Source organism: Catellatospora sp. IY07-71 (assembly GCF_018326265.1).
In the GTDB taxonomy this organism is placed as follows: domain Bacteria; phylum Actinomycetota; class Actinomycetes; order Mycobacteriales; family Micromonosporaceae; genus Catellatospora.
Genome location: NZ_AP023360.1, coordinates 1694263 through 1707800, shown reverse-complemented (window position 1 = coordinate 1707800; position 13538 = coordinate 1694263). Strand labels below are relative to the sequence as shown.

The 13538-nt window shown below is 73.1% G+C and carries 15 protein-coding genes; 7 read left to right on the top strand and 8 right to left on the bottom strand.

The window, feature by feature from the left end; all coding sequences use genetic code 11:
- The first annotated feature begins 20 nt into the window (after window positions 1–20).
- The 5 genes from CS0771_RS07840 (at window position 21) to CS0771_RS07820 (ending at window position 5360) form a co-directional block, all read left to right on the top strand.
- Window positions 21–1613, top strand: coding sequence for an FAD-dependent monooxygenase (locus CS0771_RS07840; protein ID WP_212840401.1), 1593 nt, complete (start codon window positions 21–23; stop codon window positions 1611–1613).
- Window positions 1614–1619: 6 nt separating this feature from the next.
- Window positions 1620–2501, top strand: coding sequence for a bifunctional riboflavin kinase/FAD synthetase (locus CS0771_RS07835; RefSeq protein WP_212840400.1), 882 nt, complete (start codon window positions 1620–1622; stop codon window positions 2499–2501).
- Window positions 2498–3145 carry a TetR family transcriptional regulator gene (locus CS0771_RS07830; protein ID WP_212840399.1) on the top strand — a complete coding sequence of 216 codons (648 nt, stop codon included), beginning with the start codon at window positions 2498–2500 and terminating at the stop codon, window positions 3143–3145. Before CS0771_RS07835 ends, CS0771_RS07830 begins: the two co-directional genes overlap by 4 nt.
- A 125-nt stretch (window positions 3146–3270) precedes the next feature.
- Window positions 3271–4719 carry a DHA2 family efflux MFS transporter permease subunit gene (locus tag CS0771_RS07825; protein WP_212840398.1) on the top strand — a complete coding sequence of 483 codons (1449 nt, stop codon included), beginning with the start codon at window positions 3271–3273 and terminating at the stop codon, window positions 4717–4719.
- A gap of 170 nt (window positions 4720–4889) precedes the next feature.
- On the top strand, window positions 4890–5360 hold the full coding sequence (locus CS0771_RS07820; RefSeq protein WP_212840397.1) for a hypothetical protein: 471 nt from the start codon (window positions 4890–4892) through the stop codon (window positions 5358–5360).
- Between the two features lie 2 nt (window positions 5361–5362).
- On the opposite strand, the gene CS0771_RS07815 is transcribed toward CS0771_RS07820, so the two are convergent.
- Window positions 5363–5887, bottom strand: coding sequence for an isoprenylcysteine carboxylmethyltransferase family protein (locus tag CS0771_RS07815; RefSeq protein WP_212840396.1), 525 nt, complete (start codon window positions 5885–5887; stop codon window positions 5363–5365).
- Window positions 5888–5954: 67 nt separating this feature from the next.
- On the opposite strand from CS0771_RS07815, the gene CS0771_RS07810 reads away from it, so the two are divergent.
- Complete coding sequence (locus tag CS0771_RS07810) at window positions 5955–6566, top strand: TetR family transcriptional regulator (protein WP_203750842.1); 612 nt, start codon at window positions 5955–5957, stop codon at window positions 6564–6566.
- On the opposite strand, the gene CS0771_RS07805 is transcribed toward CS0771_RS07810, so the two are convergent.
- The 5 genes from CS0771_RS07805 to larB all read right to left on the bottom strand — a co-directional run bounded on the left by CS0771_RS07805 (window position 6563) and on the right by larB (window position 9934).
- Window positions 6563–7174, bottom strand: coding sequence for a TetR family transcriptional regulator (locus CS0771_RS07805; RefSeq protein ID WP_212840395.1), 612 nt, complete (start codon window positions 7172–7174; stop codon window positions 6563–6565). The two genes, CS0771_RS07810 and CS0771_RS07805, sit on opposite strands and share 4 nt — an antisense overlap.
- A 186-nt stretch (window positions 7175–7360) precedes the next feature.
- Window positions 7361–7831, bottom strand: coding sequence for a MaoC family dehydratase (locus CS0771_RS07800; protein ID WP_203750838.1), 471 nt, complete (start codon window positions 7829–7831; stop codon window positions 7361–7363).
- Entirely contained in the window at window positions 7828–7974 is a 147-nt protein-coding gene (locus tag CS0771_RS07795) for a hypothetical protein (protein ID WP_203750837.1), read from the bottom strand. Before CS0771_RS07795 ends, CS0771_RS07800 begins: the two co-directional genes overlap by 4 nt.
- A gap of 56 nt (window positions 7975–8030) precedes the next feature.
- Window positions 8031–9269 (bottom strand): nickel pincer cofactor biosynthesis protein LarC, encoded by a 1239-nt coding sequence (larC, locus tag CS0771_RS07790; RefSeq protein ID WP_212840394.1) that lies wholly within the window; start codon window positions 9267–9269, stop codon window positions 8031–8033.
- The gene (larB, locus tag CS0771_RS07785) at window positions 9266–9934 is read right to left on the bottom strand and encodes a nickel pincer cofactor biosynthesis protein LarB (protein WP_212840393.1); all 669 of its coding nucleotides are present in this window, start codon (window positions 9932–9934) and stop codon (window positions 9266–9268) included. Before larB ends, larC begins: the two co-directional genes overlap by 4 nt.
- A 76-nt stretch (window positions 9935–10010) precedes the next feature.
- Between larB and larE the strand changes: the two genes are divergently transcribed.
- Entirely contained in the window at window positions 10011–10844 is an 834-nt protein-coding gene (larE, locus tag CS0771_RS07780) for an ATP-dependent sacrificial sulfur transferase LarE (RefSeq protein WP_212840392.1), read from the top strand.
- Window positions 10845–11026: 182 nt separating this feature from the next.
- Here the strand turns inward: larE and CS0771_RS07775 are convergent, their stop codons facing one another.
- Together CS0771_RS07775 and CS0771_RS07770 are read right to left on the bottom strand one after the other, a co-directional pair.
- Entirely contained in the window at window positions 11027–11944 is a 918-nt protein-coding gene (locus CS0771_RS07775; protein WP_212840391.1) for a lysophospholipid acyltransferase family protein, read from the bottom strand.
- Between the two features lie 10 nt (window positions 11945–11954).
- Window positions 11955–13532 carry a lactate racemase domain-containing protein gene (locus tag CS0771_RS07770; RefSeq protein WP_212840390.1) on the bottom strand — a complete coding sequence of 526 codons (1578 nt, stop codon included), beginning with the start codon at window positions 13530–13532 and terminating at the stop codon, window positions 11955–11957.
- Between the last annotated feature and the right edge of the window lie 6 nt (window positions 13533–13538).

Below are 13538 nucleotides of genomic sequence, written 5' to 3'. Positions count from 1 at the left end.
GAACGGCTACGGAGGTCGAGATGTCCAACGGACTGTCACAGCAGGTCATCATCGTCGGCGCGGGACCGGTCGGCCTGACGCTCGCGTGCGAGCTGGCCCTGTCCGGGGTGCCCACGCGCGTGATCGAGCGGCGCGCCTGGCGCACCAAGGAGTCGCGGGCCATGGGCCTCTACCCGGGCAGCATGGAGCTGTTCGACTCGCGGGGCCTGGCCGAGACCTTCGCCGAGTTCGGCAACCCGGCCGACCGGATCACGCTGAGCACCGGCGGCTCCGTCGAGCTGTCCGCGCTGCCCTCGCGATACGCGTACCTCAACGTCATCCCGCAGAGCGTGATCGAGGAGATCCTGGAGACCCGCGCCCGCGAGCTGGGCGTCGAGATCGTCCGGCGCACCGAGGTGGTCGAGTTCACCCAGGACGAGACCGGGGTGACCGTCGTCCTGCGCACCGACGGCGTGCAGCGGCAGGAGCGCTGCGCGTACCTGGTGGGCTGCGACGGCTCGCACAGCGTGGTGCGCGAGCAGCTCGGCATCGACTTCGGCGGCAGCACCCACCAGTACGCGGCGATGCTGGCCGACGTGCGGCTGGCCAAGGCGCCCCTGGAGAAGGTCCGGCTGACCCCCGCCCCGGGCGCGGTCGGCGTCAGCATCGCCTACGGCGACGGGTGGTACCGGCTGGCCTGCCTGGACCGGTCGCAGCCGTGGAGCGACGAGCCGCTGACCATGGAGGTGCTGCAGCAGACTTTCGCCCGCATCGTCGGGTACGACGCGGGCCTGCACTCGCCGCGCTGGCTGGCCCGGTTCAAGGTGCACGAGCGGCTGGCCGACCGCTACCGGGTGGGCCGGGTGCTGATCGCCGGCGACGCCGCGCACCTGCACTCGCCGCTCGGCGGCCAGGGCATGAACCTCGGCATCCACGACGCGTTCAACCTGGGCTGGAAGCTGGCCGCGGAGATCGCCGGCTGGGCGCCCCCCGGCCTGCTGGACTCGTACGAGGTCGAGCGGCGGCCGGTCGCGGCGGCCACCATCCGGATGACCGAGCGTGCCACCCAGATGGTCACCAGCGCGTCGTCGCGGGTGCGCGGCATGCGCCAGCTCGTCACCGGCAGCGTGCTGCGCAGCCCCCGGGTGCAGCGGGCGGTCGCCGCGCGCATCGCCGGCCTGAGCACCTCCTACGTCGACGGTCCCGGTGAGGGATCGCTGGCCGGCAGCCGGACGCCGGGGCTGACCCTGCACACCGTCGGCGGCGTCCCGGTGCAGGTGCACGAGCTGCTGCGCAACGGCACCTTCGTGCACCTGGAGCTGCGCGGCACCGAGCCGGCGGACACCGCCGACTGGGGCGAGCTGGTCACGCCGGTGGCGGGCCGCATCGTCGCGCCCGGCCCGTGGGGCGCGGCGAGCGCGGTGCTGATCCGGCCCGACGGCCACGTGGCGTGGTCGACGACGACCGTGGACGACGCGGACCGGGCGGCCGAGACCGCCGCCGCGATCACCACCTGGTGCGGCACGCCGTACCCGGGGCGGCGGGTGCCCGCGGGCTGGCCGCACGACTTCCCGGCGGAGGCGCCGGTGGCGGTGCTCGAGGTGGACCTCGCGATCACCGTCCCGGAGCGGTGAGCGGCCATGGAGCACTGGCAGTCGGCGGCACGGCCGCCGGAGGGCTGGACGGGCTGCGTGGTCACGATCGGCTCGTTCGACGGCGTGCACCGCGGCCACCAGGCGGTACTCCGGCTGGCCGTGGCCCGTGGCCGCAGCCTGGGCCTGCCGGTCGTGGTGTACACCTTCGACCGGCACCCGCGCGCGGTGGTCCGCGCCGACCAGGCGCCCGCGCAGCTCACCACCCCGGCGGAACGGGCCCGGCTCATCGCCGGGCTGGGCGTGGACTACCTGGTCACGCAGCCGTTCACGGAGCGGTTCGCGGCGCTGGCGCCGGGCGACTTCGTGCAGTCGGTGCTGGTCGACGGCCTGAACGCGAGCCTCGTCGTGGAGGGGGCCGACTTCCGGTTCGGCCGCTTCGCGGCGGGCGGGGTCGACGACCTGGCGGCGATGGGCATCATCCACGGCTTCTCGGTCGAGGTGCTGGAGCTGCAGGCGGCCGGGGGGTATGCCGGTGCGGCGTACTCCTCGACGCTGGCCCGGGGCCTGATCGCGGCGGGCGACCTGACCGGCGCTCGTGAGGTGCTGGGCAGGCCGCACCGGGTGACCGGGGTGGCCGGCCGGGCCGGGCGGCCGTCGGCGGGCCGGGGGCGGCTCACGGTGCGGGTGGACCCGTACGCGGCGCTGCCCACGCCCGGCACCTACCGCGGCACGCTGCACCTGGACGGCGTCGCACTGCCGGCCCGGATCCTGGTGCGGCCGGACGCGGGCGAGCCCGGCGAGGTGCAGGTCGAGGTGCGCGACGAGGGCGCGGGATTGGCCGCGGTGGGCGACGTGGCGCTGGACCTGCTGGCCCGCATCGCCGCGCCCGCGGCCGGCTCGCTGCGGCCGGCCGGGGTCCTGCCGTGACCGCGCAGGGGCAGGCCGTGTCCGACCCGCCCGCCGTCCCGGGGTGGCGGCGGCCGGGCCGGCGCCCCGGCGCCCACCACACCGCCGACCGCATCCTCGACACCGCGCTGGCCATGTTCGCGGAGTCCGGGCTGGACTCGGTCACGGTGCGGGGCATCGCGGCCCGCGCCGACGTGGACGCCGCCCTGGTGCACCACTTCTACCGGTCGAAGGAGGGGCTGTTCACCGCCGCAGTGGACGGCGCGGCGGTGCCGCCCGGCCTTGCCGAGCTGCTTCGCGAGCCGCTGACGCCGGTGGGAGAGGCCCTGGTCGCGCTGTTCCTGGCGCACTGGGAACGGCCCGAGGTGCGGCCCCGGCTGCTCGCGGTGCTGCGCTCGGTGCCGTCCAGCCCGGTCGCGGCGGGGCTGATGCGGGACTGCCTGGACCAGCACCTGACGGCGGCGCTGGCCGAGGCGGGCGCGGACCGTGCCGCCGAGCGCGCCGCCCTGATCGGCGCGCAGCTCATCGGCCTGGCGATCGTGCGGTACGTGCTGCGTTCCGAGCCGCTGGCGAGCCTGCCGGTGGACCGGGCGGCCGCCGCGGCGGGACCGGTGATGGAGATGTACCTGGCCGGGCCGGTCGCCCGGCTGCGCAGAGCGGGGTGAGCCCTGCCATATCGACCCTTTGGCATGGATCACGCTGGACCGACCGGCCTAATTGAACGTACGATGATTTCGTCACTCGATGACTTCGGTCGAAGCCATCGCCACGGACCGATGGGAGTAGTCACGTGGAAACTGGAAGGAGGCAACCCAGCGCCGCCTGGACCTGGGTTGCGGCACTCGTCGGCGTCTTCATGGTGGCCGTCGACACGCTGGTGGTGACGACCGCTCTGCCGGAGATGCAGCGTCACCTGAACGTCGGCATGTCCGGCCTGGAATGGATCGTCAACTCCTACACGCTGACGTTCGCCGTGTTCCTGCTGGTCGGCGCGGCGCTGGGCGACCGGTTCGGCCGCCGCCTGCTGCTCGGCGTGGGCCTGGTGATCTTCACCGGAGCCTCCGCCCTCGCCGCCGCCGCGCCGAACCTCGGCACGCTGGCCGGCTCGCGCGCGCTGCAGGGCTTCGGCGCCGCGATCATCATGCCGCTGACCATGACGCTGCTGGCCAGCGTCGTGCCGGCGGAGAAGCGCGGGCACGCGTTCGGCCTGTGGGGCGCGATGGTCGGCCTGGGCATCGCGCTCGGCCCGGTCGTCGGCGGCTCCATCACCGAGGCGCTGTCCTGGCAGTGGATCTTCTGGATCAACGTCCCGATCGGCGTGCTGCTGCTGCTGATCATGCCGCTGGTGCGGGAGAGCCGGGGCGGCGCGGGCCGCCTGGACCCGCTGGGCACGCTGCTCATCACGGTCGGCCTGTTCGGCGTCGTGTACGGCCTCATCCGCGGCGCCGAGCTGGGCTGGGACGACCCGACCATCCTGACCGGCCTGATCGGCGGCGGCGTGCTGGTGCTCGCCTTCGCCTTCTGGGAGCGGCACGCGGCGGCGCCGATGGTGCTGCCGAGCCTGTTCCGCAGCCGCGGGTTCACACTGACCACGGTGATCGCCATGATCATGCCGTTCGGCGCGTTCGCCGCCGTCTTCCTCGGCGCGCAGTACCTGCAGACCATCATGGGGTACTCGCCGCTGGAGGCCGGGGTGCGCACCCTGCCGATGACCGCGATGCCGCTGATCGCCGCCCCGCTGTCGGGCCGGCTCAGCGACAAGATCGGCGGCAAGCCGCTGGTCGTGCTCGGTCTCGCGCTGCTGTCGGCCGGCATCGGCTGGATCGGCCTCATCGCGACGCCGGACCTGCCCTACGGCGACCTGGTGCCGCCGTTCATCCTGGCCGGCTTCGGCCTGGGCCTGTTCATGCCGGCCGTGGCCGCGCTGGCGATCAACTTCGCGCCGGCGAACCTCGACGGCGTCGCCTCCGGCGTCACCAACGCGGTGCGCCAGGTCGGCACGGTGCTCGGCGTGGCGGTCGCGGGTGTGATGTTCGCCGAGTACGGCGGCTTCAGCAGCCCGCAGTCGTTCGTCGACGGCCTGGTCGCGGCACACGAGGTCGCCGCGGTGGCACTGGCCGTCGGTCTGCTCGTGGCCCTCTTCATCCCACGGTCGCGCCCGCAGGGGCACGGCCACGGGCACGGCGCCGGAGAGCACAGCGCGGCCCCCGCGCCGGAGCTCGTCGGGGTCAAGGGCTGAGGCCCGGTACGCCGGGGAGGCGCTCCTGGTTGCCCCCCATGGGTGCCCTCCCCGGCGACCGTCGCATATCCGCTCTTTGGCCGATCGGACATCCCGCGAAGGTCTTAAATGGACCTACTGTGTAACGGGTCGAGCTACGGCCATCGATCGATGGAAGGGTCCCCTCCACCATGAACGCGGTCCGCCTGTGCTGCAACGGAGCCAGCATCGTCCACTTCGAGCCCGACGGCCTGCTCGTCACCGCGAGCATGCTCCCGCTGGGAGCGCAGCACGTATGGCACGCGCTGACACTGCAGATCTCCTACCTCGGCACCGGCGGCGTGCTCACGTACGTGCAGACCGGCGGCGGTGGCGGGCAGGGCGACGCGTCCATGGAGCTGACCACGCTGGGCGGGCGCAGCGACCGGAGCCGGCCGGACGTCCGGATGGTGCGCTTCGACCTGCCCGAGGGCGTCTCGCAGCGCACGGTCACCATCTGGGGCATGCCCGGCGGCGAGGACGACGCGCGGGGCGAGCTGTCCATCACGATCGAGGGCACCCCGGCCGAGATGACGGTGACCACCCGGGCCGCGTTCACCCGCTCCGAGCTGCCGCTGGCCCGGCTGCGGCCGGTCTCGTCCTGCGCCACCGACCTGCTATGAGCTCAGCTCGCGCTCTCGTCGGCCGCCGACCGCTCGCGGCGGCCCCACCGCGGAAACCAGGCCGGCACCGTGCGCCGGTACTCCGCGTAGGACTCGCCGTAGCGCGCGAGCAGCCGGGGCTCCTCGTAGAAGTGCACGAAGGCCGCCTGGCCCAGCGAGACCACGACCCAGTAGACCAGCAGCGAGGTGCTGCGCAGCACCGCCGCCTGGCCCAGGATGGCCATGTCCACCGCGACGTACATCGGGTTGCGGACGAAGCGGTAGAGCCCGCCGACGACCAGGTGCTCGGTCTCGGCGACCGGGGCCGGCGTGCCGAGCCCTTCGACGATGAAGCGCAGGAAGGAGTGCAGTAGGGTAGCCACGCCGACGACGATGAGGACCCAGCCCACCGCGGTGAGCAGGCCCTGAGCCGGCACAGCCGGCCCCGGTCGCCAGTGGCTGATCCACCACGGCAGCAGACCGACCACCGTCCCCGGAGCGACACAGAGAAACACCAGGCTACCGAGGACCGCCTTCGCTTTCCGCATTCGGATCATTCTACATAGAGATCTTCAAGCGTCAATGGATGTCGGATCTACCGGACGAGGAGGAGCGATGTCCGAGCAGCGGGGCGAGGGCCCGGCGCCGAAGCAGACGGGACGCCGCCCCGGCCCGGTCTCCAGCTACCAGGCGGTCCTGGCGGCCGCCCGGCGGGAGTTCGGCACACACGGCTACCAGGGCACCACCACCCGCGGCATCGCGACCGCGGCCGGTGTGGACACCGCCCTGATCCACCACTTCTTCCTGACCAAGGACGGGCTCTTCGAAGCCGCCGTCGGCCAGGCGTTCCGCTGCGACGACCTGCCCGCGCAGATCGACGGCGACCGGGCGCAGCTCGGCGAGCGGCTGGTCGCGGCGTTCCTGCGGCACTGGGCGCAGCCCGAGGTCAACGACTGCCTGCGCGGCGTGCTGCGCTCGGTGCACACCTCCGCGCTGGCCGCGGACGCGGTGCGGGACCTGCTCGGCGAGGGCGTGCTGGCACCGGTGATCCGGCAGCTCGGCGTGGCCTCGGTGGAGCGGCGCGCGGCGCTGGTCGGCGCGCAGCTGGTCGGCCTGGCCACGGTGCGCTACGTGTACCGGCTGGAGCCGGTCGCGTCACTCGACCCCCAGCAGGCGGCGGTGCTGCTCGGCGAGGTGTTCCAGCGGCTACTGGTCGGCCGCCTCTAGCCCTGCTCCGGCAGCGGCCCGGTGAGCAGGCGCTGCAGCGCGGCCCCGGTGCTCCGAACCAGCTCACCGAGGTCCATCTCCGCCAGCGGGCCGCCGGCCAGGTAGCGGCAGACGGTCGCTCCGGTCAGGTGCGTCGCCGCGAGCGCGGCGCGCAGCCGCGGCCGGTCGGGGCTGACGCTCGCCGCGATGGTCCCGAGCAGCTGGCTGACGAACTCCGACTCCAGCCGGCCCACCGCCTCCGTGCCCTCCAGCGACGCGGCCATCCGCGCCCGCTGCAGGTCGGCGGTGGCCGGGTCCTCCCACGGCGCGAACACTGCCGCCGCGGCCCGGCGGCCGATGGTGGACGCGCTCTGCCGCAGCAGCCGTGCGGCCAGCTCGAGCGGGTCGCGGTCGCCGGACAGCGCGTTCCAGAGCAGGTTCTCGCGGGATCCGTAGTAGTGGCGGACCAGCCGCGGATCGACCTCGGCGGCCCGGGCGATGCTGCGTACGCTGGCGCCGCTGCAGCCGTGCTCGGCGATCTCGCGGCGAGCCATCTCCAGGATCGCCTGGCGCACCCCCCCGGGAGCCGTCTCGCCGGCGTCTGCCACCGCCTGCACTCGCGCAACCATGGGGCACACCCTCATCCCGGTCGTCAACGATGACACCGCCGTCATCATAGCGCAGCGAGGGTGTAACAAGTCTGTGCCACATCTAGTCCGAAGTGGAGCGAATGCGCGATTCACGCACTTCGTCGCCCTGATAGACGAAGCTCCCACCTCGTGCCGCGAGGTGGGAGCTTCGACGCCGAGCGCGGGTCAGGCGGCCGCCTCGTCGGGGAAGACGGCGAAGATCTGATCGGCCACGCAGACCGGGCGGACGCTGCGGTCCGAGGACATCGTCATGCGGGCCACCACCCGGTAGCCGCCGGGGATGCGGCGCACGTCGCGCACCTCGGCGCTGCCGCGCAGGCGCGAGCCGGTGGGCACGGTGCCGCTGAAGCGGACCCGGTCGAAGCCCAGGTTGATGACGCTCTTGGCGTTGCGCACCCGCACCAGGTCGGCCACCATCGCGGTGCAGAGGGACAGGGTGAGCGCGCCGTGCGCGATGGTGCCGCCGAACGGGCTGTCCGCCGCGGCGCGCTCGGTGTCCACGTGGATCCACTGGTGGTCGTTGGTGACGTCGGCGAAGGACGTCACCCGGTCCTGGTCGACGGTCTGCCAGTCGGTCGGGCCCCAGACCTCGCCGATCGTGTCCGGCAGGGTCGCCACGTCCTCGATGACCCTCATCGCCCACCGCCCTCGGGCCCGAACGCCTTGATGCGCCAGCCCTCGATCTGCGGCGCCGCGGCCTCCTGCCGGCCGCTGATCGTGCGCACCACTGTGTACACGGCGCCGACCAGGATCGCGCCGATGACCAACCGCTTGAGCACGGTATCCACCCTCTCCGGGGGTTCGCGGAACAGAATAACTCCTCTTTTGATGAATTCTATTCCGGACGCAGTGCCTGGTCAAGGCCGTCGATGCCCTGAGCGGCCGCGAAGCCGTGCAGCGCGGCCAGCACCCGGGTCACCGGCAGCCCGTTCGCGCGGGCCGCAGCCACGACGTCGTCGTACTCCGGCTGCGCGGTGACCACCCGCCCGTCCAGGAAGCCGCGCTTCAGCCCGACCTCGGCCGCGCCGACCCGCACCCGCACCTGGTCCCGGCGCAGGCTGCGCCGCTCCACGCGGGACACCCGCACGCCGAGCGTGGTGGTGTGCTCGAAGACGGCCCGGCACAAGGCGTCCAGCCGCTCGGCGTCGACGAGCACGCTGAGCACGTGCGCCGGGCGGCCCTTGTGGCCGAGCGCGGGGGTGCACCAGGCGTCCGCCGCGCCCACCGCGCGCAGGTGGTCCAGCAGGGTGGGCCAGACCCGGGGGTCCAGGTCGTCGACGGTCGCGTCGACCCGGTGCAGCCGCGCGTCCAGCCAGCCGCCGTCCTGCGCGGCCACCTCCGCCGCGTCGCCGAGCACGATGCGGACCACGTTGGGGTGGGTCTGCGGATCACGGGTGCCCGCGCCGACGCCCACCGCGACCGGGGTGCCCGCCGGTGGCGGGCCCCAGGTGGTGGCGAGGGTGGCCAGCAGGGCGGCGCCCGTCGGCGTACACAGCTCCATCCGGGCGGGGTGCTCGGCCACCGGCGCCTTCGCGGCCGCGACCAGCTCCAGCACCGCGGGCACCGGCACCGGGATCAGCCCGTGCGCCGCGCGCACGGTGCCCGAGCCCAGCGCGATCGGGCCGACGACCCGGACCACGTCGTCGCCCAGCAGGTCCAGGTCGTGCAGCGCCAGCCCGCAGCCCACGATGTCGGCGATCGCGTCGAGCGCGCCCACCTCGTGGAAGTGGATCCGCTCGACCGCGACGCCGTGCACCCGCGCCTCGGCCTCGCCCAGCCGCTGGAAGACCGCGACGGCGAAGGCGGCCACCGCGGGCGGCAGCTCGGCCGCGCCGATGACGGCGAGCACGTCGGACAGGTGCCGCTCGGTCTCCGTCTCCGGGGCCTGGACCTGGGCGTACGTCGCCCGCAGGCCGTGCCGGCGCACCTGGACCGGGTCCACGGTGACCGGCTCCACGCGCAGCGAGGCGAGCCCCTTGCGCACCGCGTCGAGCGACGCGCCCGCGTCCAGCAGCGCCGCGAGCAGCATGTCGCCCGCGCAGCCCTGGCCCGGGTCGATCCACAGCGTCCTCACGCGGCGGCCCTCGCGGTCGCCCGCGCGATCCGGGCGGCGGCGACCCCGGCGCCGAAGCCGTTGTCCACGTTCACCGTGGTGATGCCGGGTGCGCAGGTGTTCACCATGGCCAGCCAGGCGGTGACGCCCTCCAGGTGCCAGCCGTAGCCGACGCTGGTCGGCACCGCGACGATCGGCGTGCCGATCAGGCCGCCGACCACGGACGGCAGCGCCGCCTCCATCCCGGCGACGACCACGACCACGTCGGCCGCCTTGATCCGGTCGAGCTGGTCGAACAGGCGGTGAATTCCCGCCACCCCGACATCGACGATCTGATCGGCGGCGGAGCCGAAGACGGCGATGGTGGTGGCGCACTCGCGCACCACGGGCAGGTCACAGGTGCCCGCGCTGACCACGGCGACCCGGCCGCGGGACGGTCGCGGCGGGCCGAGCACCACCGTCCGTCCGATGTCGTCGATCACCGCGCGCGGCAGGTTGCGGCGGCAGTGCTCGCGCCCCGCGTCGTCGACCCGCGTGGCGAGCACCGGTCCGTCGGGATTGGCCGCATGCAGGCCGCGCAGCGCGCCGACCACCTGTTCAGGCGTCTTGCCGTGTCCGAAGACGACCTCCGCGTCGCCGGTGCGGGCCCGGCGTTCGACGTCCAGCGTCGCATAACCCAGCTTCATCTGATGATTTCCTCGTCTGTTGAGTTTATGCTCAAACCATACATGGCTATGCGTCAGCGAGGGAGATCTGATTCGCATGAACGGAATTCGCACCGAGGAGGAACTCGCCTACCTGCTCGTCCAGGAGATCGCCGAATACGGGCGGACCCTGGTCGCGGCCTCGGGCGGCATCGACTCGACGGTCGTCGCGGCGGCGGCCGTGCGCGCCCTCGGCCCGGACCGCGTCGGGCTGCTCACCGCCGTCTCGGCCTCACTGCCCGGCGACGAGCTGGTCGAGATCCGCCGGATCGCCGCCGAGCTGGGCGTCGTCCACCACACCCCGGCGACCCGCGAGCTCGACCTGCCGGAGTACGCGGCCAACGGCCGGCAGCGCTGCTACTTCTGCAAGAGCACGCTGCTGGAGGCGGCCCGGGAGACGGCGGCGGCGCACGGCTACGCCACGATCGCCACCGGCACCAACGCCACCGACCTGGGCGACCGGTTCCGCCCCGGCATCGCCGCCGCCCGCGAGCGCGGCGCCCGCACCCCGCTGGCCGACCTGGGCGTCACCAAGGACGAGGTGCGCGCCATCGCCCGGCACTGGGGCCTGCGCACCTGGGACAAGCCGGCCGCGGCCTGCCTGTCCAGCCGGATCGCGTACGGCATCACCATCACCCCGGCCCGGCTGGCCCGGGTCGAGCGGGCCGAGGCGGTCCTGCGCCGCCACCTGAACGGTCTGGGCAACCGCGACCTGCGGGTACGCGACCTCGGCGAGTCCGTGCGGGTGGAGGTCGACGCGGACGCCCTGTTCTGGATCGAGCGCGACGTCGAGGTCCGCAACCTGATCCGCGAGTCCGGCTTCGGCGACCTCCCCGTCGAGGTCACCCCCTTCCGCTCCGGCTCCCTCAACGAACTCCCGGTCGCCGCCTGACCGCGCTCCCGGGCGGTCACCTGCAGTTTCCCCGAAACTGCACCCCGGTCGGGGCCGCAGCCTGCAGTTTCGGGGAAACTGCAGGCCCACGCCGCGACCGCTCGCCCGCTCGCCCGCTCGCCACGATCGAAGCTCCCGTCACGCTGCCGGAACAGCGGGGCGGGAGCTTCGCGGAAAGCGGGTCAGGACCAGATGCGGTCGGGGCGGGAGGACGGGCGGAGGGGGCGGGTGGCTTCCCAGAGGCGGCGCCAGGGGGCGCCCTGGGGGCCGGCGGGGCGTTCGATACGGCCGGCGTGGGATTCGCGCAGCGCGCGGTACCAGCCCAGGTCCTCCTCGGCCCAGAGCCGGTGCACGGCGTCGGCGACGCGGACGTTGAAGTCGCGGGCCGGCTCACCCTCCTCGGGCAGCATCGGGCGGCCGTACCGGACGACGAGCGACGGGCGGCCGCGAGTGATCGCCCACTCGCCGCGCGGCATCGCCGCGTACGTGCCGCGCATCGCCACCGGCACCACCGGCACCTTGCGCGACCAGGCCAGGAACGCCGCGCCGATGCGGAACGGCGACATCCAGCCGTCCTGCGACCGGCTCGCCTCGGGGAACAGCAGCAGGCTCCAGCCCCGGTCGAGCAGCTCCGGGGCGAGGCTGGCCTGCTTCTGCTTCGACGAGCCGCCGAAGCGCTCCACCGGGAACGCGTTGAACGCCAGCGTGGTGAGCACCGCGCGCCAGCGGGCGGTGAAGAAGTAGTCGGCGGCGGCGCCGACCGCAACCCGGCCCGCGAAGTGCTTCGGCAGCGTGTTCAGGATCAGCGGGGCGTCCAGGTGGCTGGCATGGTTGGCCGCGAAGATCACCGGCCCGGTCAGCCCGTCCAGGTACTCGGTGCCCTCGACGGTGGGCCGGGTCTGCGCCCACACCAGCGGCTTGAGCACCCCGCGGTGCAGGCCGCGCCGCACGGTGCGGGCGGGCTTGCTGCGCGTCCACGCCGTCGGAAAGGAGAGCCCGGGGCTGGGCTCGCGGTACGGCACGGCCGAGCGCGGCGTACGCGAGCGCCCGCGCCAGTCCCGCCCGGACACCAGCGCCCGAAAGTCGCTCTTGAGGCTCATCGGATCCCCCTCACCGCACGTCGGCCAGCGTGGCCGGCGGCGTGTGCTGGTACGTGATCGACGGGCTGCCGCCCACCGTGTCCTTGGCCATCTCCAGCGCGTCGGCCAGCGTGGACGCGCTGCGGAAGCCCATCCGCGCGGCGGCCTTGCGGTCCGCGCCGACGAAGATGACGTCGCCCAGGTGCTCCATGGCGTGCGCGCCCCAGTACCACATGTAGAGCGGGTGCACGCCGTGGTAGGCGTAGCTGTTGCGGTAGAGGTGCGTGTACCAGGGGTCCTCGGCGAACTGCTTCTCGAACTTCGACTCGATGGCCTGCTGGTCCGTGGTCTGGGTCAGCACCTCCTCGAAGAAGTCGATGTAGCTGGGGTGGTGGATCTGGTGGAAGTCGTTCTGCATCGGGTGGTAGAAGATCGCCACCCCGCCCTGCCGCACGATCGGCTTGTTGCGGTACAGGTTGAAGAAGTAACCCAGACCCAGGCTCATCACCAGGATCGGGTTCATGATCGAGTTCACGTTGTACGGGCACAGGAACGGCAACCCCCACACCCCGATGTCGGCCTGCCCGTCGATCTCGGTGAGCTGCTGCCGGTGCACGTTGGCCAGGGTCAGCGGGTGCACCTCCTTCGGGTCGCCGGCGTGGATGCCGGTCACCCCGAACGGCGCGTCGTTGCGCTGCCAGATCTCACGCCGCAGCTTCAGCGGCGTCATCTCGTTGGCCTTCTTGAACGCCAGCAGCGCCGCCTGGTCGCGCAGGTTCCACTCCCACTCCCGCTTCTGCAGGAACTTCGTCGACTCGGGGAAGTTGTCGCCGTTCAGCGTGGTCTCGATGGTGAAGACCTTGACGTGGTCCTCCACCACCTTCGCCATGCGGTGGTAGGAGTGGTGCATCGCCGAGTTCGGCGGGTCGTTGAACGACGTCGAGTGCCGCAGCGTGTGCACGTTGTGGTGGTGCTTCAGGCTCTTGTACGAGCCCAGCCCGACCGCCACCGACTTCGGCCCGCCGCTCATCGCGGTGAGCGTGATGTTGACGTACACCAGCAGGTCGCTCTCGGCCGCCCGCTTGTTGATCTCGACGTCCTCACCGTGCCGGGTCAGGCCCAGGTGGGTCATGCCGTCCGGGTCCTCGGCGTCGTGGTTGCGCAGGTGCTTGGGGAAGAACGCGCGGAACACCCGGTCCCCCACGGCCCGCTTCAGCTCGGCCGGGGTCATCCGCCGGTGCAGCGCGTTGGCCGCGAGCAGCTCGACGTCGTCGACCCCGGCCGCCGCCGCCAGCTCCAGCACGTGCTCGATGATGCGGCCGCGGATGTCCGGCGGGCGCATCTGCGGCAGCGGCAGCGAGATGTCGTCGAACACGATGGTCAGCTTCATGTCCGGGCGCAGCAGCTCCGGCAGCGGCGGGGTGCCGTGCGGGTGCAGCAGCGCGTGCCGGATGGCCGCGTCCAGGTCGCGGATGCCCGGCAGCGAGTCGGGCGGGTAGATCACGCGCGTGCCCAGCGGGAACTTCTCCAGCCGGAAGCCCTCGCCCTGGTGCACGAGGAGAGAGGGGGTGCGCTCGTCCACTTCGAGTACGAATCCGGGTCTGCTCATCTCGGT

Excerpts from the sequence above, each read along its gene's own strand:
- larB (WP_212840393.1), bottom strand. The coding sequence starts at position 9,934 with ATGAAGCTGGGTTATGCGACGCTGGACGTCGAACGCCGGGCCCGCACC.
- CS0771_RS07770 (WP_212840390.1), bottom strand. The coding sequence starts at position 13,532 with ATGAGCAGACCCGGATTCGTACTCGAAGTGGACGAGCGCACCCCCTCT.
- CS0771_RS07815 (WP_212840396.1), bottom strand. The coding sequence starts at position 5,887 with ATGCGGAAAGCGAAGGCGGTCCTCGGTAGCCTGGTGTTTCTCTGTGTC.
- CS0771_RS07835 (WP_212840400.1), top strand. The coding sequence starts at position 1,620 with ATGGAGCACTGGCAGTCGGCGGCACGGCCGCCGGAGGGCTGGACGGGC.
- CS0771_RS07775 (WP_212840391.1), bottom strand. The coding sequence starts at position 11,944 with ATGAGCCTCAAGAGCGACTTTCGGGCGCTGGTGTCCGGGCGGGACTGG.
- CS0771_RS07820 (WP_212840397.1), top strand. The coding sequence starts at position 4,890 with ATGAACGCGGTCCGCCTGTGCTGCAACGGAGCCAGCATCGTCCACTTC.
- CS0771_RS07800 (WP_203750838.1), bottom strand. The coding sequence starts at position 7,831 with ATGAGGGTCATCGAGGACGTGGCGACCCTGCCGGACACGATCGGCGAG.
- CS0771_RS07840 (WP_212840401.1), top strand. The coding sequence starts at position 21 with ATGTCCAACGGACTGTCACAGCAGGTCATCATCGTCGGCGCGGGACCG.
- CS0771_RS07805 (WP_212840395.1), bottom strand. The coding sequence starts at position 7,174 with ATGGTTGCGCGAGTGCAGGCGGTGGCAGACGCCGGCGAGACGGCTCCC.
- larE (WP_212840392.1), top strand. The coding sequence starts at position 10,011 with ATGAACGGAATTCGCACCGAGGAGGAACTCGCCTACCTGCTCGTCCAG.
- CS0771_RS07810 (WP_203750842.1), top strand. The coding sequence starts at position 5,955 with ATGTCCGAGCAGCGGGGCGAGGGCCCGGCGCCGAAGCAGACGGGACGC.